The organism is Sabulibacter ruber (assembly GCF_017355955.1).
Taxonomy (GTDB): domain Bacteria; phylum Bacteroidota; class Bacteroidia; order Cytophagales; family Hymenobacteraceae; genus Nibribacter; species Nibribacter ruber_A.
Window position 1 is genome coordinate 389,534 of sequence record NZ_JAFFID010000001.1, and the last position, 20,902, is coordinate 410,435.

At 49.1% G+C, this 20,902-nt stretch carries 17 protein-coding genes; 2 read left to right on the top strand and 15 right to left on the bottom strand.

Annotation, left to right across the window (positions count from 1 at the left end; genetic code table 11):
* The 3 genes from hisC to hisG are packed head-to-tail and all read right to left on the bottom strand — an operon-like array spanning nucleotide 1 to nucleotide 3,230.
* Complete coding sequence (gene hisC, locus JT719_RS01665; protein ID WP_207430443.1) at nucleotides 1-1,068, bottom strand: histidinol-phosphate transaminase; 1,068 nt, start codon at nucleotides 1,066-1,068, stop codon at nucleotides 1-3.
* Nucleotides 1,069-1,095: 27 nt separating this feature from the next.
* Nucleotides 1,096-2,376: a histidinol dehydrogenase gene (hisD, locus tag JT719_RS01670; RefSeq protein WP_207430444.1), complete on the bottom strand. Its 1,281-nt coding sequence runs from the start codon at nucleotides 2,374-2,376 to the stop codon at nucleotides 1,096-1,098.
* 2 nt (nucleotides 2,377-2,378) lie between these two features.
* The gene (hisG, locus tag JT719_RS01675) at nucleotides 2,379-3,230 is read right to left on the bottom strand and encodes an ATP phosphoribosyltransferase (protein ID WP_207430445.1); all 852 of its coding nucleotides are present in this window, start codon (nucleotides 3,228-3,230) and stop codon (nucleotides 2,379-2,381) included.
* 485 nt (nucleotides 3,231-3,715) lie between these two features.
* On the opposite strand from hisG, the gene JT719_RS01680 reads away from it, so the two are divergent.
* Entirely contained in the window at nucleotides 3,716-4,540 is an 825-nt protein-coding gene (locus JT719_RS01680; RefSeq protein WP_207430446.1) for a DUF2911 domain-containing protein, read from the top strand.
* A gap of 106 nt (nucleotides 4,541-4,646) precedes the next feature.
* Here JT719_RS01680 and JT719_RS01685 read toward each other — a convergent pair whose 3' ends face one another.
* The 4 genes from JT719_RS01685 to mnmA all read right to left on the bottom strand — a co-directional run bounded on the left by JT719_RS01685 (nucleotide 4,647) and on the right by mnmA (nucleotide 9,819).
* Entirely contained in the window at nucleotides 4,647-7,106 is a 2,460-nt protein-coding gene (locus JT719_RS01685; RefSeq protein ID WP_207430447.1) for a TonB-dependent receptor, read from the bottom strand.
* Between the two features lie 5 nt (nucleotides 7,107-7,111).
* The gene (gene rpe / locus JT719_RS01690; protein ID WP_207430448.1) at nucleotides 7,112-7,768 is read right to left on the bottom strand and encodes a ribulose-phosphate 3-epimerase; all 657 of its coding nucleotides are present in this window, start codon (nucleotides 7,766-7,768) and stop codon (nucleotides 7,112-7,114) included.
* Between the two features lie 215 nt (nucleotides 7,769-7,983).
* A complete protein-coding gene (locus JT719_RS01695) occupies nucleotides 7,984-8,694 on the bottom strand; it encodes a hypothetical protein (RefSeq protein WP_207430450.1) in 711 nt (236 codons plus the stop codon).
* Nucleotides 8,695-8,712: 18 nt separating this feature from the next.
* Nucleotides 8,713-9,819: a tRNA 2-thiouridine(34) synthase MnmA gene (gene mnmA / locus JT719_RS01700; protein WP_207430452.1), complete on the bottom strand. Its 1,107-nt coding sequence runs from the start codon at nucleotides 9,817-9,819 to the stop codon at nucleotides 8,713-8,715.
* A 284-nt stretch (nucleotides 9,820-10,103) separates the two neighbouring features.
* On the opposite strand from mnmA, the gene trpF reads away from it, so the two are divergent.
* Nucleotides 10,104-10,724 (top strand): phosphoribosylanthranilate isomerase, encoded by a 621-nt coding sequence (trpF, locus tag JT719_RS01705; RefSeq protein ID WP_207430454.1) that lies wholly within the window; start codon nucleotides 10,104-10,106, stop codon nucleotides 10,722-10,724.
* A gap of 110 nt (nucleotides 10,725-10,834) precedes the next feature.
* On the opposite strand, the gene trmB is transcribed toward trpF, so the two are convergent.
* The 8 genes from trmB to JT719_RS01745 are packed head-to-tail and all read right to left on the bottom strand — an operon-like array spanning nucleotide 10,835 to nucleotide 20,827.
* Nucleotides 10,835-11,557, bottom strand: a complete 723-nt coding sequence (trmB, locus tag JT719_RS01710; protein WP_207430456.1) for a tRNA (guanosine(46)-N7)-methyltransferase TrmB — start codon at nucleotides 11,555-11,557, stop codon at nucleotides 10,835-10,837.
* A gap of 3 nt (nucleotides 11,558-11,560) precedes the next feature.
* Nucleotides 11,561-12,853: a bifunctional folylpolyglutamate synthase/dihydrofolate synthase gene (locus JT719_RS01715; protein ID WP_341350730.1), complete on the bottom strand. Its 1,293-nt coding sequence runs from the start codon at nucleotides 12,851-12,853 to the stop codon at nucleotides 11,561-11,563.
* 11 nt (nucleotides 12,854-12,864) lie between these two features.
* On the bottom strand, nucleotides 12,865-13,761 hold the full coding sequence (locus JT719_RS01720; RefSeq protein WP_207430458.1) for a hypothetical protein: 897 nt from the start codon (nucleotides 13,759-13,761) through the stop codon (nucleotides 12,865-12,867).
* 7 nt (nucleotides 13,762-13,768) lie between these two features.
* Nucleotides 13,769-14,182, bottom strand: a complete 414-nt coding sequence (locus tag JT719_RS01725) for an ExbD/TolR family protein (protein ID WP_207430460.1) — start codon at nucleotides 14,180-14,182, stop codon at nucleotides 13,769-13,771.
* 4 nt (nucleotides 14,183-14,186) lie between these two features.
* A complete protein-coding gene (locus JT719_RS01730) occupies nucleotides 14,187-14,888 on the bottom strand; it encodes a MotA/TolQ/ExbB proton channel family protein (protein ID WP_207430462.1) in 702 nt (233 codons plus the stop codon).
* 1 nt (nucleotide 14,889) lies between these two features.
* The gene (locus tag JT719_RS01735; RefSeq protein WP_207430464.1) at nucleotides 14,890-16,116 is read right to left on the bottom strand and encodes an HU domain-containing protein; all 1,227 of its coding nucleotides are present in this window, start codon (nucleotides 16,114-16,116) and stop codon (nucleotides 14,890-14,892) included.
* Between the two features lie 7 nt (nucleotides 16,117-16,123).
* Nucleotides 16,124-17,794 (bottom strand): hypothetical protein, encoded by a 1,671-nt coding sequence (locus JT719_RS01740; RefSeq protein ID WP_207430466.1) that lies wholly within the window; start codon nucleotides 17,792-17,794, stop codon nucleotides 16,124-16,126.
* 3 nt (nucleotides 17,795-17,797) lie between these two features.
* A complete protein-coding gene (locus JT719_RS01745; RefSeq protein WP_207430468.1) occupies nucleotides 17,798-20,827 on the bottom strand; it encodes a tetratricopeptide repeat protein in 3,030 nt (1,009 codons plus the stop codon).
* Nucleotides 20,828-20,902 lie beyond the last annotated feature (75 nt).

Consider the following 20,902-nt stretch of genomic DNA (forward strand, 5'->3'; position numbering starts at 1 on the left):
TTACAGAGTGGCTTCTTGAGCAGAATAAGCGTTCAGTGATTCTAAAAGATTATCGTTTTCGGCAGGTGTGCCAATGGTAATGCGCAGGCAATTCGCACAACCCGGTTGAGTAGAACGGTTACGAACTACTACGCCACGCTCTAGCAAGTAGGCATACAGTTCATTCGCGTTCGGTACCTGTACCAGCACAAAATTGGCATCTGACGGGTACACCTTTTCAATAAGCGGAAGTGCTGCAAAAGCATCCATCAATCGAATACGCTCCTTGATAATAACTTGCAGCATATCCTCTAGTTGTGCAGTTTTATCTAAAGCAGCACTTACCAGTTCCTGCGTGACCACGTTGATGTTGTAAGGAGGCTTAATCTTGTTCAGGTAGCCAATAATTTCCGGCGAAGCGAAAGCCATTCCTAAACGAAGGCCGGCCATTCCCCAGGCTTTAGAAAGCGTCTGCATCACCATCAGGTTCGGGAACTCGTCTAAACGGGTAATCCAGCTAGGTGAATCGGTGAAGTCAATGTATGCTTCATCTACTACTACCAAACCACTAAAAGAACGGATGAGCTTCTCTACCGTGGCAGGCTCCAGAATATTTCCGGTTGGGTTATTAGGTGAGCACAGGAAAAGAATTTTGGTACGCTCGGTTTGTTTTTCGGCTATTTTCTCAAAAACAGGCTGAAAACGCTCATCTAGCGGTACCCGCTGAATGCCTATGTTGTGGATGTTAGCGCTTACCTCGTACATGCCGTAGGTTGGAGGCAACAGCAACACCTCGTCACGGCCTGGCTCGCATACCAAGCGCATCAGCAGGTCAATGGCTTCGTCTGAACCGTTGCCAATGAAAATTTGCTCAGGTCTTACCCCTTTCAGCTTCGACAGCTTTTCTTTGATGGTTTTCTGGTAAGGGTCTGGGTAGCGGTTATAATCTACGCCTCCTGCCAGACTTCCCAGGTTATTTTCGTTTGCGTCCAGATAGACGCTGGCTTCGCCTTCAAACTCATCACGTGCCGATGAATAAGGCTTCAGTGACTTCAGGTGCGGACGAATGAAATTATCTATTGAAAACATGTTTGTTAGTTCAGGTAATCAGTATTGTTATTTCTTGGCTAGTCTAATGGTCACTGCATTTTTATGGGCATGTAACCCTTCTGCTTCTGCCATTATTTCTACGGCAGGGCCAATGCGCTCTAATCCCTCACGAGTCAGTTGCTGAAACGTAATCTTCTTCACGAAGCTATCCAGAGAAACACCGCTATAGTTGCGGGCATACCCGTTGGTAGGTAACGTATGGTTAGTTCCTGAAGCATAGTCTCCTACCGATTCCGGGCTAAAGTGGCCCATGAAGACAGAACCAGCTTGGGTTACTTCTTCAGCCAGTACTTCAGGTGCATCCACAGAAAGGATTAGGTGCTCAGGAGCATACAGGTTAGAGAAAGCTAACGCTTCTTCCAGCGTGCTTACTACCACACCAATACTGTTATTCAGCGCTTGTTCAGCAACTGTCTGCCGTGGTAGTTTTGCTACCTGGTCTGCTACGGCAGCCTGTACGTTTTTGAGCTGATTTTCGGAATTCGTAACAAAAACAACCTGTGAGTCGGGGCCGTGTTCTGCCTGTGAAAGTAAGTCGGCAGCTACGAAGTCTGCATCCGCAGAATCATCTGCAATGACCAATACTTCTGATGGACCTGCCGGCATATCAATGGCTACTCCTATTTGCGTCACCATTTGCTTGGCTGCGGTTACGTACTGGTTACCCGGACCGAAAATCTTATCTACAGCCGGAACAGTCTCCGTCCCGAAAGCCATAGCAGCAATTGCCTGCGCCCCACCTGCTTTCAGGATGCGTTTAATGCCAAGTCTGTTAGCGGTATAGAGAATGGTAGCGTTAATAGAACCGTCTGCACTAGGCGGAGTAGAAAGAATGATTTCGCGGCAACCGGCAATCTGGGCGGGAACACCCAGCATAAGCAGCGTAGAGAACAAAGGTGCTGAACCTCCTGGGATGTACAAACCTACCTTCTGAATTCCCACAGATTTCCTCCAGCAGGTAACTCCTGCCATGGTCTCCACCTGTTGTACTGGTTCACGCTGCGCTTCATGGAAACGCTTTATGTTATTGTAAGCTAACTCAATAGCTTCTTTCAGTTCTTCTGAAACTTGCGGAATGGCAGCGGCAACTTCCTCTTCGGTTACCCATACACTTTGCAGCGTAGCTTTGTCGAATTTGGCTGCTAATTCTATCAGAGCCGCATCGCCACGTTGCTGAACCAGATCAAAGGTCTGTTGCACGCCGGCCCTTAATTCATCCAGCTTTTGAACTGGTCGCTGGGTTAAGGCTGCCCATTCCTCTTGTTTAGGATATAGATAGGTTTTCATACTTACCCAATCATCTTTTCGATAGGAACCACCAAAATACCCTCGGCACCGGCTTCTTTCAGTTTCTGGATGATGTCCCAGAAATCATCTTCGTTCACAACCGAGTGCAGCGAGCTCCAGCCTTCTTCCGCTAACGGAATGATGGTAGGCGATTTGATGCCTGGCAACAATGGCTTGATCTGCGGAATAGCTGAGTTAGGTGCGTTCAAAACCACGTACTTAGATTTCTGCGCTTTCTGAACCGCTTCCATTCTGAACAACAACTGCTGCAACAGCCGGTTCTTATCAGCATCCAGGTTCTTGTTGGCAATTAAAACTGCTTCTGATTTGAAAACGGTTTCCACTTCGCGAAGACCGTTGCTGATAAGCGTGGAGCCGGAACTTACAATGTCACACACCGCATCCGCCAGGCCAATGCTGGGAGCAATTTCCACGGAGCCGCTGATAGTATGGATGTCGGCTTGCACCCCTTTCGAGGTTAAAAATTCCTGTAGCAGGTTGGGGTAAGAAGTCGCAATGTTCTTGCCCTGTAAAGAAGTAACATCGGTGTACGTGTCTCCTTTGGATACCGCCAAAGAAAGACGGCACTTGCTGAAGCCCAGGTTCTTCACAGATAAATCCTGCAGACCTTCCTCTACCAGCACGTTCTGACCCACAATGCCAATGTCGGCCACGCCGTCGGCTACGTAGCCGGGAATGTCGTCGTCGCGCAAGAACAGGATTTCTAGGGGGAAATTGGTGGCTTCGGTTTTGAGTTTGGAAGAAGCACTGATGAAAGAGATGCCGCACTCCCGGATGAGTTTTAAGGAATCATCTGAAAGGCGCCCGGATTTTTGAATGGCTAACCGGATCATATTTTTAAATAATTGCTTTGCGAAGCGTGAAATCGGGAACAAAGATAGTGGCTGCATCGCTTATCTCTGAGTAAAGCGACGGCTAAATGGGGCCCAGCCCCAGTACGGGCGATATGATGATTTTATTCCTCCTAAGAGGAATGATGGAAGTGATGGCAATGCACCCCATGTACCGCAGAAGCGGCGTTAGAAAGGGAGATATTTTTGTAGGTGCTGCTCATAATGTAAACCAAAGGTAGTGCGTTCCCTTGAAAAACAATCAACATCCCTGCTGTTTTTTTGACTTGATTAATTCTAAAAAAAGCACGATATTTGTTTTTTACAATATATTAGCAAAATAAGCCAAAATCATTGGCATGTTTTTTTCTGCTTGGGGCTGTTTTAGTTTATACTGTACTTCCTAAAAACACATTGTTTTAAAAATGACTAAATACATAGTTGCTGTTTTTCTTCTCCTCTGTTCCGCTTCTGCTTTTGCCCAAACCATGCTGAAATTGCCTCAGCCTAGTCCCAGGGCTAACTTAACGTACACCATTGGAGTAACGGAAGTCAACATAAACTATGGCGCTCCAGGAGTTAAGAACCGGGAGGTTTGGGGAAAGCTGGTTCCTTACGGGCAGGTGTGGCGCGCCGGAGCCAATGAAGCGACAACCATTAAATTCAGTACAGAAGTTCGTATCTCCCAGGAGACCATTCCGGCCGGAACCTATACCTTGTATGTCTTACCAGTAGACTCTACAAACTGGACCCTCATTTTAAGCAAGCAGAAAGGCCTTTGGGGCACCGATGGCTATGACCCGAAACAAGACCAGGTGCGCATCCCTTTCAGTCCGCAACCCGCTCCCTTCCATGAAACCCTGGAGTACTCAGTAAAAGACATTTCCACCAATATAGGCCGATTGACTTTAACCTGGGCCAACAAGCAACTGGTGGTGCCTATCAGAGTTGAGACGCATAAGGAAACCTTGAACCTCATCAAAGACTCGCTTTCCATGGCCAAACCCACCGATTGGACAGTTTACGCCCAAGCCGTGAATTACCTCCTAATGCAAAACTCAGACCATGAACTGGCTTTACAGTGGGTAGATAAGTCCATTGGTATTGGGGAGAACTTTTACAATACCTGGCTCAAAGCCCGTTTATTGGCGCAGAAAAACGAGTATTCAGAAGCGTTGGAGCTCAACAAGAAAGCCCAAAGACTAGGTAAAAAAGCCAAAGAAAGCAAGGCTAAAGAAAGCTACGAGGCGTACGCCGATGAAATAGAAGATGACGCGGTGCTCTGGAAAGAAAAACGCTTTGCGGTGAATTGATTTTCGTCTGTTTTCTATAAATAGGCACAAAAACAGAGAAGCCGGTCAATGAACTTGACCGGCTTCTCTGTTTTTATATTGATTCAAAAAAAGGCTGTTCTGCATGTCAGAACTTCGCTATAAACCGAAGGTTCACTAGCCTTCCGGTCAGATAATTAGGAACGGCATAAGTGATTCCGTTGAAATCCCGCACATAGTTATAGGAAATCACGTTGTTGGCAGCAATCAGGTTCAGGACCTCCAGGCTTAACCAGAGGCTGTTTAAACCCGGACCATTTAATTCTGTGCCTCTGATGGTAATGAGCTTGGAGAACCCAATGTCTACCCGCTTGTAAGATGGTCCGGGAAAACTGCTTCTCAAGTTAATGTCACCCGAAGGGCCAAACGGCAACCCAGTACTGAACACCGTGTTCAGGTACATGCGCAAGGTGGGGTTGTTGGGTAAATGATCCTGAAAGAAGATCCCGAAGTTCAGGAACTGATCGGTGGGTCTTCTGATGTAACCTTTCTCGGTTCTGCTCACTACCTGCCCGGTTTGGGGATCTCGGATGATGGTGGAATCTCCTACCAGGTTCTCCCTGGTGCGTAGGAAGCCTATGCTAAACCAGGACTCTTCTCCTTTAATGAATTCGCCGTTTACCCGCAGATCTAACCCCACGGCATAGGCTTTAGCCTCTACCCCCGGCAGGTACCGGATGCGCATGTTGTCCTGCTCATAAGGAATCACCGACGGCAAGTACTTGTAATAAGCCTCAGCAGTGAGTTTAAAAGGTCTTCCCCATTTCTGAAACCGGTACTCAGTACCCGTGATAAAGTGCCAGGATTGTTGGTTGTAGACATCTTTGTGCAGGTTTCCCTGGGCATCCCGTAGCTCACGGTACAATGGGGCTTGCACGTACAAACCAGTTGCCATTTTGAATGACCATTGCGGCAGATTTGCAAACTGTACAGCATACTGCACCCTGGGACTGATAGACAACTGCCGATTGACACTCCAGTAGTGGAAGCGTACGCCGTAGGTCAAAGTCTTCAGGCTGTCAATGGCTAACTGGTGCTGGGCAAATCCCTGATACCGCCAGGAAGCCAATTCTTGCTGCGTTTGAAGCGTAGTCAGGTTGTACACGTAATCCGAAGAGTCCTGAAAAGAATACTCCTGCAGAACATCCTGGATATTCTCCCGGCCGCCCTTGATACCGGCACTGAATTGGCTCCTGGCCGAAGCTGTCCAGGTGGTTCTTATCTCCAGTGTCTGCATGGCCGCTCTAAGCTTATTACGCGAGTAGTCATACCGGGTACCTACGCCTCGTTCTCCCACGCACCGGTTATAAGGCGATACCCCCGGCGAGGGCATCACATCACAGAACCGGTAACCAGATTCCAGATCCCTGATTTCACGTTCCTGGCTGTATAGGCCAGAAAGGATCAGCTCTGTCCTGAAATCTGGACTTACTTCATGCTGTAACCTCAGCCCTCCCTGGTAAGTGGTGTACCGCATCTGCTCCTGCCCGTCATACCCCACCAAGAGGCGCATAATCTGCGATTGGGTTCCAAAAGTGGTTTCCCTTGTATCTGGCCGTACCTGGTAGTTGTTTTGCGCTACATTGCCCAAAAAGCTCAGCATTGTTCTGGGCTCACGCCCTGAGGCACGATGCTCTTTGGAGGAAAGGTCATAGGTGAGATACGTTTGTACATCTGAGAACTTAGGCCGATAATCACCCTGCACCTCCAGGCTGTTGAGCACGTAAGCCGCATTTTTATGCCGGGCACCCAGCAGAAAGCCAAACCGGCCTTGGGCAGCGGTTCCCTCCGCGTGCACAGATCCTCCGGTTAAACTCCCTGAAATGGAAGCAGCAAACTTGGTAGGCTTCCGGTATTGGATATCTAGTACCGAGGAAAGCTTATCGCCATACTTGGGCTGCCAACCACCAGAGGAAAAGGTCACATCTTCCACCAGATCTGGGTTGACAAAGCTCAAGCCTTCCTGCTGACCGCTTACGTTCAGGAACGGCCGGTACACCTCTATTCCGTTTACGTACACCAAGTTCTCGTCATAGCTTCCGCCCCGTACTGAATAGCTGGAGGAAAGCTCATTGTTACTGGTAACGCCCGGCAAGGTGAGCAGTATTTTGTTAAACTCCTGGAATGGAGCCGGCAGGGTTTGGGTAAGACGGGGATCTAATCGGGTAATGCTGGCCTCGTTTCGGGTATCGGTTTGGCTCCGGCCCCTGATACTGATGGCTTTGAGTTGGGTATTGTCTTCCTGCAGTTCAATGGTGACAAAACGTTTCTCCTGGGGCAAAAGCTCTATCTCTTGCCGGTGCACCTGGTACCCTATATAACTAACAACTAAGGTGTAAGGAGTATTGGCATCAAGCGTTAGTGCAAATCTTCCTTGGCCATCTGAAACAAGAGAATGGGATTTGTCTTGCAGGGTGATGGTAGCCCCAACTAAGGGTTTCTGTTGCGCATCCTGAACAATTCCCTGTAAAAAGGCTTGCTGCGCCATGGCCGGAAAGCCAATCAAAAGCAACAGGATTCCTGCCCACCAACCCGTTCGAAAGCCCATATAGATTAGATAGAGATATCTTTTAGATTTTGAATGGTCTGCTTTGGATCAGTGGAGTTAAATACAAAGGACCCAGCCACTAATACATCGGCCCCCGCCTGTAACAACAAAGGAGCATTTTCCAGGTTTACGCCACCGTCTATCTCAATGAGGCAGGAAGACCCTTTCTCCTGAATCATCGTTTTCAGGGCTTTGATCTTCTCATAGGTATGCGGAATAAACTTCTGGCCACCAAATCCGGGGTTCACTGACATGATACAAACTACATCAATGTCCTGAATTACCTCAGAAAGGAACGTGACCGGCGTGTGCGGATTAAGGGCAACCCCTGCTTTAGCCCCGGTGGCTTTTATCTGCTGCAGGGTGCGGTGCAGGTGCGGGCAAGCCTCATAATGTACTGAAATGATATCAGCGCCGCCTTCTCTGAACTGTTCAATGTAAAGCTCAGGGTGTTCAATCATCAGGTGCACATCCAAAGGCTTTTGGGCGCGCTTCTGGATGGCTTGCAGTACCGGGAAACCAAAGGAAATATTGGGCACGAAGCGGCCATCCATCACGTCAACGTGAATCCAGTCGGTGGCGCTTTGGTTGAGCATTTCTACATCTTGGTCTAATTGGCCAAAGTTGGCAGCCAATACGGAAGGAGCAATTAAATGAGGCATTTTGATAATTTTTATTCTAATACAAAGCAACGGTTTCTGACCGCAAAAAGCAATGAACCTTGTATTTAGCAAGTCCTAAATGCCTTATCAAATCTATTATAGCGTTAGTTTTCTGAGATTAAGCTAAAACCAGGTTAAAACTTACTGCCAACCCAAATGAAAAAGCCCCGCCGGAAACATTTTCCAGGCGAGGCTTTCTTGCAATTCAAGCGAAGTTATTCTTCAATACCGGTACTTTCCAGGATCTCGGTTTTATCTGAACCAGAGACAATGTAATCGGTGCCTACTTCACAGTTAGTACCCTGTCCGCTGTTACAATACTCATAGAAGATTACGCTTCGTTTCACGGGACCCACTTCTGTAGCGAGTATTGTATAAGCTTCATCCAGGTCCAGTAACTTGTCAAAATCTGCCCTAATGACGGTTAACGTGTTGTCATAGGACAAGCCATCTTCTGAAAGCGCCTGACCCAAGTTTTCATACGTGTAGTACACCGGGTCTTCGCTGTTTTGGAATCCATTGGAGATGAAAGAATACCCGTTCTTTACCGGAAACACCATTTGCACGGTAGTCTGGTTGTTTTCCTGAACCCGCAGATCAGAGGAACTCAGAGAAATCAGTTTCACACCATTGATTACCCAACTGGAGCTGGCATCGGCCCGGCGGCTAAGCTCTACCCGGTACCATTCTTTCCCGGTCTGGTCTTTCAGAACAGTGTCTATCCGTTCCATAGTCTGGTAAGCGGTGGTTTCTACCTTTATATTATTAGTGTACTTGTTCTCTGTGACATTGAAGATCCAGTACCGGCCTACTTCCAACGGGTAGTATTGATACCCAACACTGTCCGGGTCTCTGGTTATTTCCTCATCACCGCAGGAAGTCAGAAGGCTGGTCAACGCGACCACAAAGAGCAAGATTCTTTTCATATGAATTAAAAGACCAAATTAGTCCACTATAAAGCTGGTTTCAATCCAGCCGCCCCCAATGACGTCGTCGCCTTCGTAGAAGACGGCGGCCTGGCCTGGAGCAATGGCGTTTACACCGGCATGGAATTTCACCAACATTTTGTCGCCCACTTGTTCAATGGTGGCAGCAGTACCCGGATCATTGTAACGCACCTTGGTCACGGTCTCGGTTGGCAGCCCGTGCAGGTTCTCGTACTTCACCATACTCAGTTTGCCTACGTTCATGCCGTTCTTGGCCAGCTGCTCGTAGTTGCCCAGCACTACCCTATTCGTTTCTTTTTCGATTCTGGTTACAAAGGCCGGATATCCTAATGCCACTCCCAAACCTTTACGCTGCCCGATGGTGTAGAACGGATAGCCTTCGTGCTTGCCCACTACGGTACCGTCTTCCAGCACAAACTCACCGCCGGCCACTTGCTCCTGCAAGGTTGGGACCCTTCTTTTCAGGAATCCGCGGTAGTCATTGTCCGGAATAAAGCAGATCTCGTAAGACTCAGATTTCTTCACCAGAGCATCAAATCCGCGGTCCATGGCCATTTGCCGGATTTCGGTTTTGTGCAGGTGGCCCAGCGGGAAAATAGTGCGGCTCAGGCTCTCCTGCGAGATTCCCCAAAGCGCGTAAGATTGGTCTTTGTTGTGGTCTTTTCCTTTAGAGATCACGTAACGGCCATTTTCCAGGCGTACGTTGGCGTAGTGCCCGGTGGCAATAAAGTCACAGCCTAATTTATCGGCGCGGCGCAGCAAGGCATCCCATTTGATGTGGGTGTTGCAGAGCACGCACGGGTTGGGCGTACGGCCGGCAATGTATTCATCGGTGAAATGATTGATGACGTAATCCCCGAACTCTTCGCGGATGTCAATGATGTAGTGCGGAAAGCCTAACTGTACGGCAATGTCACGTGCATCATTAATGGAATCAAGGCTGCAGCAGCCGGTTTCCTTCTTGCTCCCCCCGGAACTGGAGTAGTCCCAGGTTTTCATGGTCATGCCCACTACTTCGTACCCCTGCTCGTGCAGCAGAACCGCCGCCACAGAGGAATCAATGCCGCCACTCATGGCAACAAGTACTCTTCCTTTTGAACTCATTTTTTCTAAGATGAAACGGGATTCACAGTCCCGCCGAAAAACAATGTTACAAATATAGTAAAATTCAAGCGGATTGCCCCTTTATTGAGCCTCAGGCACTTATCCCCTTGTCTTTTTCTAACCCTTTGAGAATGAAATAAGTTTAATGGAGAACAAAAGGAGTTTGGCGAACAAATAAGCCCTTTTACCGAAAGTTTATAGGCAGAAAAAGTGAAACGCATTACTTTTGAGCCGACATTGGTTCTTTTCAGGGCCGATTTCCTTAAAACAAGCAAAAAACTGAAATGGCACTTAATACAATTGTTTTAGTAAACCAGATTACCAACCTTAGCGATGCCCGCTACTGCGCCGGAATGGGCGTGGAGATGCTGGGGTTTGCTTTACAGGAAGGGCTTCCGCAGCACATTTCCTCCACCACTTTCAAGGAAATCTCCGGTTGGGTTTCCGGGGTGAAGCTGGTAGGTGAGGTGAACGATCTTTCTGTTCCGGAAATAGAAGAACTGCTGTTGGAGTACAAAGTTGACATGCTCCAATTAAACAGCCTCTACTTTATAGAAGAATTAGACGATCTGCCCCTGCCTATCATTCTGCGGCTGCTCATAGACAAAGACACCGTGGAGGAAAATATTATCAGTACGCTGGAGATGTACCAACAGCACGTGGAGTACTTCCTGATTGACTCAGAAGACTTCACTTTCATTGATGAAACCAACCTGCGTTTCCTGCGGGATATTTCCAAAAAGTACCCCATCTTACTAGGGTTTGGCCTCACCAAGGAAAATACCCGCGAAGCCCTGGAGATCATTCACCCGGCAGGTATTTCCCTGAAAGGTGGCCAGGAGATTCGTCCCGGGTTCAAGAACTTTGATGAATTGGAAGAGATCTTTGAGCAACTGGAAGACTAACCCGTAGCACAAGGGTTCTATCAAAAAAGAAGATCACTCAAAAAAGCAGACCTGTTTCTGGCGCACTTTCAGGAAAACGCGCCGGAAACAGGTCTCTTCTTTTAAAAGCATCAGGAAGTAAACCGAACGTGGTTGAAGGCCTCGGTATTCTCAGGTACCTCCTTGCTGGGTTTGTCTTGCTGAATAGTGTATTGAAGATACTTGATGGGCACCTCCTGCTCCAGGTAAGTCTTCTCAAAGGTTGTGTAGATGCCCATGGTGTGCTCCTGCAGATCAGACTGGTATAAATCCCAGGTATAAAGCAGGTTATAGACGCCACGCTCTTCCAGTACTTCCACAGAATACTCAAACAACGAGGCGCTGTCTGTTTTCAGGTGCAGTTTTCCGCCGGGTTTCAGAATGCGCTCGTACATCTCCAGGAACCTTGGCGAGGTAAGCCGGCGTTTGATGTCGCGCTTGCGGGGCCTAGGGTCCGGGAAGGTGATCCAGATTTCGTCTACCTCGCTCTCCCCGAAGTGCTGCTCCAAGGTTTCAATGAAGATCCGCAGGAAAGCTACATTGGTTAAACCGGCTTCCTCGGCCAGGGTGCTGCCCTTCCAGATCCGGTTTCCTTTGATGTCAATGCCAATAAAGTTCTTTTCCGGGTAGCGTTGGGCCATACCAATAGTGTACTCGCCCTTACCGCAGCCTACTTCCAGAATGATTGGATTTTCGTTTTGGAAAAACTCGCTGTTCCAGCGGCCTTTCAGTTGTTCAAACAGTTCTTTGCCTGGCTCCACCACATTGCGGCGAGTAGCGTTTACGGCAAACTTTTCTAATTTCCCTCTGCCCATGAATTATAACTCGGCGATTTCCGCCACCACAAAGGTACTACCGCCAATGAAAATAACCTCATCTTCCCGGGCAAAGGCTTTCGCAGCTAAAACCGCGTCTTCTACAGTTGGGTAGGCATGCCCTTTTAAACCGGCAAACTGCGCCTCTTCCCACAGTTGCTGCACCGGCAGGGCCCGGGGAATTTGCGCCTGGCAGAAATAGTATCTGTAGCTGACCGGCAATAGCCGGAGCACACTTTGGATGTCTTTGTCATTCACCGCCCCAAAAACAATGTGAACCTGCCTGGCCTTCAGGGCAATAAGCTGTTTAATCACTTCGCGCAGTCCATCTACGTTGTGCCCGGTATCGCAGATCATCAAGGGATTCTGCCCCAGTACCTGCCAGCGCCCTTTAAGCCCCGTCAGTTCCTGCACTTTCCGCAAGCCTTCCCGAAGGTGTTCCTCTGATATCTGGAAGCCTTGCCGGTTCAGTTCTTCTACCGTTGCCAATACACCCGGCAAATTGAAGCGCTGGTAATTGCCTAGCAATGAGAGTTCCAGTTTTTCCAGGTACTCTTGGTCTCCACTGTAAACAGTATATAAAGAGTTCAGTCCGGTGCTCTCCAGGTACTCTATTTTAAAGGTTTGGTCAGCAAACGTGAGCGGGCTTTGGGTTTCCTGGGCCTTTTTCTCAAAAACCGCTGAAACCTCAGACTGCGTAGTGCTGATGACTGCCGGAACACCTGCTTTGATGATTCCGGCTTTTTCCCCGGCTATTTCGGGCAGGGTGTTGCCCAACAATGCCTGGTGATCATAGCTGATGTTGGTGATAAGCGAGACCAGCGGCGTGATGATGTTGGTGGAATCCAGGCGGCCGCCCAGCCCTACTTCAATAACGGCAATGTCTACCTGTTGCTCTACAAAGTAGTCAAAGGCCAGGGCCACCGTCATCTCAAAAAACGATGGTTTCACCTGTTCAAACAACTCCTGGTGCTGCTGCGTGAACTGGGCCACCTTCTCCCGGCTAATCATCTCCCCGTTTACCCTGATGCGCTCGGTGAACTCTTTCAGGTGCGGAGAGGTGTACAGTCCGGTTTTATAACCGGCGGCTTGTAATATGGCCGCCAACATGGAAGAGGAACTTCCCTTGCCATTGGTACCCGCCACATGTATCGACTTGAACTTGTGCTGAGGGTTATCTAAGGCAGCGGTTAAGGCCAGAATATTGTCAAGGCTCTTCTTAAAAGCAGCGTTGCCGATGCGGTGAAACATCGGCAACTGCTGGTATAGGTAATCTAAGGCTTGTTCGTACGTCACGAAGGTTGTCTTTAGTTTGCTCTGAGAATAAAGGTGATGGTTCCGGTAGCACCTGCCCCTCCAGATCCATTACTGGTTCTACTGAAAGATGTTTTTTGTACTTGTTCTTTGTACCAGTTCACTACTTTGGGGCTCACGTTACTTTCCAGCACCCGCACACTCACCAGGTCACCGTTCCCGTCAATCTTGATTTCGAATTTGACTATCCCGGTTTCATTGTCAAAGGGATCTGGCTTAGGAGCAACATCATACCGCCATCCCGGAAGGTTCAACCCAGAACCTCCGCCTCCGCCCCCGGTTCCCTTGCCAGGAGTGCCGTACAGGGCTTTGGAGTCAATGGACCCATTCGGATCGCCTTGGTCACCCACCTTACCGGGACGGTCACCGTTATTGTTACCAGTAGGATTGTTGCTGGTGCCGTTTCTGCCGTTTGCCCCATTGGTGGTACTTTTACCCGGGTACAATGCTCTGGGTTTCTCTACTACGGGCGCGGGTTTGGCCGGTTCTGGTTTGGCTACTTCCCTTGGCGTAGTAACGGGCTTGGCTACTTCTTTAGGAGGAATGGCCACCGGACCTTCATCATCGGTGGTAATTACTTTCTCTTCCTGCGCTTCAGCTGTTGGCTGCTGCTGGGGCTGGGGTTGTGGGGTTTGTACCTGCTCCTCTATCTGGCGGGCAGGTTTGCTGTCCTCGGTATTGGTAGAGGCATTGGCACTTGCCAAAGTCTGGATATCGCCAAAACCTTCGGCATCCAAACCATAATTCAGGACAATACCTTCACCCCCGCCTAAGGGAGGATTTGGTGTTTTGAACACGATAAAGTAAAAAACCGCAAAAAGCACGATGTAGAAGAGCGTAGCTCCTACTAATGCTTTTATGCGGTCTTTAGATTCTATGGTTGTCTGCATAAGCGTATTATGAAGCGCCACTTGGACTTTGGGTTGCCATGATCATTTTCACCTTAAGCCTTGACCCAACCTCCAAAACATCTACTAGTTTCTGAACATTAAGAGAAGAGTCAACCCTGAGTACCACCGTAGCCTTCTCAATGTTAGAACCGGCCAACTCTTTGGCAAGTTCCGTCTCCAGGTTCTCAGGAGCTACCAGGCGCTTGTTGATGAAGTACTCTCCATTGGCGGTCACCGAAACATTGATTGGCTCCTGGGCTACTTCTTTGGATGACTTGGCACTTGGCAACAAAAGCTTGATGGCATTTGGGTTAGCCATGGTAGAAGCAATCAAAAAGAATAGTAACAGGAAGAACATGATATCATTCATAGCTCCTGTTTCTACGTGTGAGGTAGACCCTCTTCTTCTGCGTAGTTGCATAAGCTTAGTTCTCCTGTAATAAGTCTGTGAACTCTAAGGCGTTGTTTTCAATCTTGTAAACCACGCGCTCCACCATAAGGCTCAGGTAATGATATCCAACGTGGGCGATGATACCCACGATAAGACCCGCCGCAGAGGTCACCAGTTTCTCGTAAAGACCACCGGAGATCTGGTTAATCCCGAAGTCATTGGAAACGGAGATCTGGTAAAAGATTTTAATTACCCCGGAGATTGTTCCCACGAAGCCGAGCATTGGGGCAATACCGGCAATAATCCCCAGAACACTGATGTTCTTCTCCAGTCTGGAAATCTCTAAACGGCCTACCGCTTCAATGGAGGTCTCAATATCTTTCAGAGGAGAACCAATTCTTCTGATCCCTTTTTCAATCATGCGGCTCAAAGGAGTGCCGGTCTGGATACAAAGCATTTTGGCTCCCTGCAAATCTCCTCTCAGTACCATCGTTTTCACAGTATCCATGAAGTTGCTTGGCTCTCTGCTGGCACGCTTGATAGCAAGGTACCGTTCAATCATGATGTAAACGGCGGCAAAGGCAAGAATGAAGATGGGGACCATTACCCAACCCCCTCGCCAGACCATATCTAACAATGAAATTTCAGGAGCTGCTTCTGTTGCAGCGGTAGCAGTTGCTGCTGCATTAAGTGCGGTATCTGTGGTAGTGGTAATCTGAAGAAGAAAAGCGTTCATGTTAATAGTTATATACCCAAAGTTCATTGCTGATTTTAGAGCGCAACGCCGGTAGAGCTGCAAAGGCTTCGGCCTCGGTAGCAAAATCCGCTACAGAAACACGCTGCCGTTTCTTATCATATTTAGAATTGATGATCTTCGCTTTGAATCCCTTCTTAAGTAGCTGCTTCTGGTTGATGCTGGCATAGCCGTTAGTGACATCAAACACACCCATGATGACGTAAAAACGCCCTGTCTTGTAATTAATTGTTTTGCTGGAGGCCTTTGTAGCAGGTTTTGTGGCAAGCTCTTTTTCGGCTACTTTTTCAGATTTAGCTTCAAACGCTGGGGCCGATGCTTCTTTCTCAGCAGCAGGTGTTGCACTTACATGGGATTCTTCAACCTTTACTTTAGCCGGTGTTTCAGCTACTGTGGGCTGAGGAGTTGTAGCTGTTTCCGGGGTACTTTTCGGGAAAGCAGCCAAAAGCGAATCCTCGGTGGCCAGTTCTTCTTCAATGGAAGGTTCAGCCGGCAAGGTTGACTTATATTGTTCCGCTAACTGAGCCTGCTCAAATGGGTCTACTTCAGCGGTTTGTGGCTTGTTCTCAGCAATCGTAGAAGCGTTTTCTGAGGTAGAAAGCAGCGTTACCGGGTTCAGGGAACTAAGGGCCACATCGCTCTTCAGGGAAAGCAGGTAAATGCCGGCAATGGAAAGTCCGCCAAGCACCAGGCTGGCGCCTACGCGGTATAGTTTGCGGAAGCGGCCGGTTTTCTTTTCTTGCGGTTGCGTTGGCTGGTCCTGGTAGTTGCCCCGCAACACCAGGGTTTCTTTCCCGGCAATGGGCTTGGCCACCAACTCGGGCAAGCCAAAGGAATTCTCCAGGAAGTTGTCGCTTTCCAGGTTCTCAAACACCACCTTGCGCTCAGCGTTGTAGCGGAAAACGCCCACGTCTTGCAGCTCAAAACGGTGCTGGGTTAATAACTGGTGTTTCAGTTCCTGCACAAAATCTGCTACGGCAACCTGCGCCTGCTGCATAGGCCACTTCTGCTTCTGGGCCAACGTGGAGATCAGCAACCCATCATTCACTTTGAGCTGCTCATTGAAAGCAACCCTTTTGGAAGGCGGCGTAAACGTATGTTTCACCGGATGGATTTTTGCAGGCGCATAATGCGTGATCAACCCCCCAAAGTCTGGGATGATCACGCAGTCATACGCGTATAGCAGAGATTTAATGTGGCTTTGAACCATGTTGTTTTTAGAATGAATACGTTAGCCCGCCAATGAAGGAAATTCCCTGGCTAGGATAATTCACAAAACGCTGGTACTTGCTGCCCAGGAGATTGTTCCCCATCAGGAACGCCGAGAAACGTGGGGTAAAGCGGTAATCGCCTTTCAGATTCAGGTCCACAATACTATCGGTCTCCTGCAACACCTTTGTACCATCCGCGCGGGTTATCTCCCCGAACGAACTGCTAATATAGTAAAGTTCACTGTTCAAGAGAATCTTGTCTGAAAGATTAAATGTCCCGAAGGCGGTCACCACCATGTCTGGCCGGTGAAACGGCTCACGCAATGAGGCAGTTGTGTATTTATTGTTCTCCACTTTGAGGCCCAGCCGCAGGTTTTCAGACTGGTTATAGGTCAGCTGCCCGAAGAACTGGAACACCTTGGTCACCCCATCATCATACAGTACGTCAAACTTAGAGGAGTCTGCCACGGCATTGTTGTAGAAGTACAGGTTACGGTAATTCTGCACCGCTACCCGCCCGGTAAACTGCAGGTACTTGCTGATGCTACCAGTTACACCGCCGTACACCTCCAGGCCTTTGTTTACATCGGCAATCCGCACATTCTGGTTCAGCCATGGGTTTTCCTTGCTTAGGGAGTACAGAGTAGTCCTTTGCAAGTCTCCGGTGGCTCCCCCAAAAATGCTCAGTTTGTCTTTGATGATCTGGTAATTGGCTTCTATGGCTGGGTACAGGTTGAACTTACGGGCATCATTGATGGTGTCTCCGGTGTAGGCAATGGTAGCTCCTAAGATTACTCCAAGGTTCTCGGTTTTGAGGGCATATGCCGGGCGTACCTTGAAGAAGCCTCTGCTGTAAGTATCATTCCCTTTAAGGCTGGTATACGCCAGGTCCAGGTCAACCAGCACCTGGGAGGTTTCGCTCAGGTCGTAGGCCGTTTTCATGTTCCCGAACACGTGGGTTTCCCGGGCGTTGAAGTCATCGCCGGTGTAGTTCAGGCCCACTCTCCCTTCGTAATTAAAGGGATTCTTGACATCGGAGAGGTTGTTCAAGGTACCCTCTACCACGAAGCGGTTATATACCTGTTTAATAGCGTTTTCGTCCAGCTCGGCTACGTTTTTGGTTCCGTAGAAATTGTTCTGGTCACGCTCGTACTTCAACCTTCCGCCTACGGTCACGTGACCGGAATACATCTCGCCGTTCGCCTGCACGTAACTGCTGGAAGAACCAGAATGCTCTACTGGGCCGTGGGCGGAGGAAAGGTGGCCTACCTGTGCCCCAAAGGAATACTTATCACTGCGCGTGTTGTGGAAGTAGCCTTTGCCGTAGAAGGTGCCGTAATTGCCAATGCCACCTTTCACGTAGTTGCCCTGCTGTTTAGGCAGCGCTTCCTGTTCAACGGTTAACACCTTCATGGGCAGATTGATGTAGTGCTCCGGTAAACGGTATTCATTAAACCGGTAGGTCACCTTGCGGTCTCCCAATTTGGGGGGCTGGATCAAGAACTTTTCAAAGTTCCGGTGTGCTTCCGGGAGCTCCAGCACCCGGTTCTTCTCCACTACAATCTCGGTGCTTTCTAATTTTGTGCCTTCGCCCCAACCCGTTTGAGCATGAGCGGCCGGAAGTAAGCCCAGCAAAAAGAGAGCAGATATGCCTGCCCATTTTGTTGTGTTTCTCATTTCTTAGTTGTTGTTAGGGGTGTTAGACGGAGCCACACTATTTTCCAGTTCCGCCAACTTGGCTCGGGCTTCTGTTTTGATTTCTTCCAGCGGAGAGTTTTCAATGATAGAGTTCAACGTTGCTTTTGCCTGGAATGCCTCGTTCTGTGCAACGTAGACATCGGCTATCAGCAGGAAGGTTTTACCCAACCAAAGTTCATAATCCCCGAAGGTATTGCTGAATTCAAAGGCATGATCCAGGGCCTCTTTGTACTTCTTCTGTTTGAAGTAAATCTCAGAAAGCAGGTAATGGGCCTCGGCTCCGTTAATGTCTGTGGCAGAAGTAGCCGCCGTCTGGAATTCCTTGGCCGCCTGGTCTAACCTACCCAGTGCGTAGCTGGCCTTGCCTCTGAACAGCAAGGCTGAATTGTAGGCGTTCAACGTTGCGTTACCCCGGGCAATCAACTCATCGGCAATCAGGATGGTGTTGTTGAAGTCATTGGTGAAGTAGAAGCTCTTCATCAGGCCCATCAAGGCATTGGCCTGTTCCTTCTTGTTCACGGCAAGGTCACGCAGGCGGGAGTAGAAGTTGGCGGCCTCAGTATAGTTGCCGTTTTCAAACTCCATGTCGGCGACCCGCTGAACGGCCTTGCTCAGGTACTCAGATTTTCCTTCAATGGCTACCTCTTTCAGGCTGCGCAAGGCATTGTCCTTGTCATTGCTGCGGAAGTAAGAATCACCCAGGAAATAACGGGCATTTGGCACGGAAGCACTAGCCGGATAGTTCTTCAGGAAACCTTCAAACTTAGGGATAGCCTGCTTGTATTTCTCGTTGAAATATAAAGATTTGGCGGCTTCAAATTCAACGCTTTCTGTAGCATTGCTTTCGGGGTTGGCCGCTTTGTATTTCTCCAGATAGGTATCCAACTGCTCGGTCTGATTAGATGCTCCCAACGCCTCCTGCAAGCTGTACAGGGCATTGTTGGAGATTGGGTTGGTAGGGTACTGATCAATCACCCGCTTGAAGTCGGCAATGGCCTCGTTCTGCCGGCGAAGGTTCATGTACGCCACCCCACGCTTTTGCAGGGCATTCGGCACCAGAGTGCTGGTTGAATAGTTATCTATCAGATCACTGAACGAAGCGATGGCCGGAGCATAGTTGGAGTTTTCGAAATCAATGATCCCTTTCTGGTATACCGCGTCATCGGCGTAGCGTGACTTAGGATAAGATTTCAAGAGTGTCTGCAAGCTTTGTATAGCCTGGTCGCGGCGATTGGTGAGGTTATAGACCGCTCCTTTCTGGAAATGCACGTAATCGGCATCCGGGGTGCGGGCGGCCAATGCCTGGTCATAGTAACTCAGGGCTTGGGTATAATCCTTAGACACGTAGTAGCAATCAGCCAGGCGGATCATGGCATCGGTATAGTTCGGATTGCCCGCCTTGATGGTATTATCGCTCAGGTACGCTTTGAAGTGAACCAACGCCTTCTCGTATTGCTTCTCGTTATAGTACCCGTACCCAATGCCGTACCGTGATTTCACGTAGAACTCGGTGCGTCCGGAATTAGGTGTCTGGAAAACGGCCGCGTAGCTGTTAATGGCCTGCGACCAGCGCTGCCCAATAGAATAGGCCTCGCCTTTCAGGAAGTGACTGCCGGCCTCAATCTCTTTATCATACGGGAAGCCCAATGATTTATCCAGCATGGCCACGGCCTGCTGGAACAATTGGTCATTGTAAAGTTTAACCCCCTGGTAGTAAGTTACCCGTTGGTAGGTCTCGTTGATGCGGTGGCTGCGTTTAGGCAGTTTCTCAATGTGCTGGATGGCCTCCAGGTAGTTGCTGGAATTGAGGTAAGCCTCGCTCAGGATGTCATCGGCCTCGTCACTAAACCTTGAATCAGGAAAGTCTTTGTTGAACGAAGCCAGGGAGTTAATCACTTCAGAGAAGTTGCCCAGTTCATAATTAACCTGCGCATACTTAACTGTGGCACCTTCCTTAACGCTCTTGTCTATGTTCAGCTTACGGGCCTGGTCAAAAGCGCCCAGGGCAAACTGCTTGTTGTTCTCTTTGAGGTAACTCAACCCCAGATGGTAGGAAGCATTCTGCCCCAGTGAGTCTGAGTTGAACGCAACGGCTTTCAGATTCTGGATGGCACTCTTGAAATCATTGTTCTTGTAGTCGGCAATACCCATTTTGTATTGCACGGTCTTGTCCAGTGATTTCTTGCCTTTGGCGTATCCCTTGAAATACTTTGAAGCCGTTTTGAAATCATTACGCTGAAAATAGGCATCGCCCACCAGCAGCTCAATCTCCTCGGGGTTCTGCACGGGCGGAGTTAAGCCCAGGGATTTTTCCCCGTAGCTGATTACCTCGGCAAAGTTTTTCTCTTTGTACAGAACCTCGGTGAGCATGTACGGTACCGCAGCACGGTACGTCTCACTTTGCTCGGCCACTTTCAGGTCCAGCTTGGCACCAATGTAATCACCCTCGCGGTACGCCAGGTAACCGGCGTAGTAACTGGAGGCGTGTGCATACTGGTGGTTGCCGCGTTTGTTCCGGTCAAACAGTTCTTTGGCTTTGGCGTAGTTCTTCTTGGAGAAATAAGAATAGCCTAATTTGAAATCAGCCTCTTTGAGTTGGTTTTCATCCAGCCGGTCAGCGGGAGCTTTCTCCAGGTACTCAATGGCCTTGTCATAGTTGCGGCTGTCAAAGAAAGTGGTACCTAATTCAAAGAAAGCGGTGGCTGCCTTGGGGTGCGTGGGGAACCGGGATGCGAACTGAAGAACCAACTGCTCTGCATCTGGATGGAACAGGTTCAGCCCGCTGATGGCGTAGTAGTACTGGGCATCGGCGGTTTTCTGCGGATCATTGATGAGCCGGATGTACTCAGCAAACGCCTGTTGGGCGGCACCGTACTTTTCGCGGTCATACAATTCTAATCCTTCATGAAAGAAGCGCTCCTCTGAACGGAAGTTAAGCGGCTGCTGCGCGTGCGCAACCTGAGCCCCTCCCATTAAGGCGGTAGCCAAGGCTAACTTGTGAGGTAGTTTCATAGGCAATTTAGGCTTAAGGCAATCATTCTCCGGAAAGCAAAGTCTGCTCCTGATAGACTGGCCCGTCCTTCAAAA

Coding starts and splice junctions, on each gene's coding strand:
- hisC (WP_207430443.1), bottom strand. CDS start 1,068: ATGTTTTCAATAGATAATTTCATTCGTCCGCACCTGAAGTCACTGAAG.
- hisD (WP_207430444.1), bottom strand. CDS start 2,376: ATGAAAACCTATCTATATCCTAAACAAGAGGAATGGGCAGCCTTAACC.
- hisG (WP_207430445.1), bottom strand. CDS start 3,230: ATGATCCGGTTAGCCATTCAAAAATCCGGGCGCCTTTCAGATGATTCC.
- JT719_RS01680 (WP_207430446.1), top strand. CDS start 3,716: ATGCTGAAATTGCCTCAGCCTAGTCCCAGGGCTAACTTAACGTACACC.
- JT719_RS01685 (WP_207430447.1), bottom strand. CDS start 7,106: ATGGGCTTTCGAACGGGTTGGTGGGCAGGAATCCTGTTGCTTTTGATT.
- rpe (WP_207430448.1), bottom strand. CDS start 7,768: ATGCCTCATTTAATTGCTCCTTCCGTATTGGCTGCCAACTTTGGCCAA.
- JT719_RS01695 (WP_207430450.1), bottom strand. CDS start 8,694: ATGAAAAGAATCTTGCTCTTTGTGGTCGCGTTGACCAGCCTTCTGACT.
- mnmA (WP_207430452.1), bottom strand. CDS start 9,819: ATGAGTTCAAAAGGAAGAGTACTTGTTGCCATGAGTGGCGGCATTGAT.
- trpF (WP_207430454.1), top strand. CDS start 10,104: ATGGCACTTAATACAATTGTTTTAGTAAACCAGATTACCAACCTTAGC.
- trmB (WP_207430456.1), bottom strand. CDS start 11,557: ATGGGCAGAGGGAAATTAGAAAAGTTTGCCGTAAACGCTACTCGCCGC.
- JT719_RS01720 (WP_207430458.1), bottom strand. CDS start 13,761: ATGCAGACAACCATAGAATCTAAAGACCGCATAAAAGCATTAGTAGGA.
- JT719_RS01725 (WP_207430460.1), bottom strand. CDS start 14,182: ATGCAACTACGCAGAAGAAGAGGGTCTACCTCACACGTAGAAACAGGA.
- JT719_RS01730 (WP_207430462.1), bottom strand. CDS start 14,888: ATGAACGCTTTTCTTCTTCAGATTACCACTACCACAGATACCGCACTT.
- JT719_RS01735 (WP_207430464.1), bottom strand. CDS start 16,116: ATGGTTCAAAGCCACATTAAATCTCTGCTATACGCGTATGACTGCGTG.
- JT719_RS01740 (WP_207430466.1), bottom strand. CDS start 17,794: ATGAGAAACACAACAAAATGGGCAGGCATATCTGCTCTCTTTTTGCTG.
- JT719_RS01745 (WP_207430468.1), bottom strand. CDS start 20,827: ATGAAACTACCTCACAAGTTAGCCTTGGCTACCGCCTTAATGGGAGGG.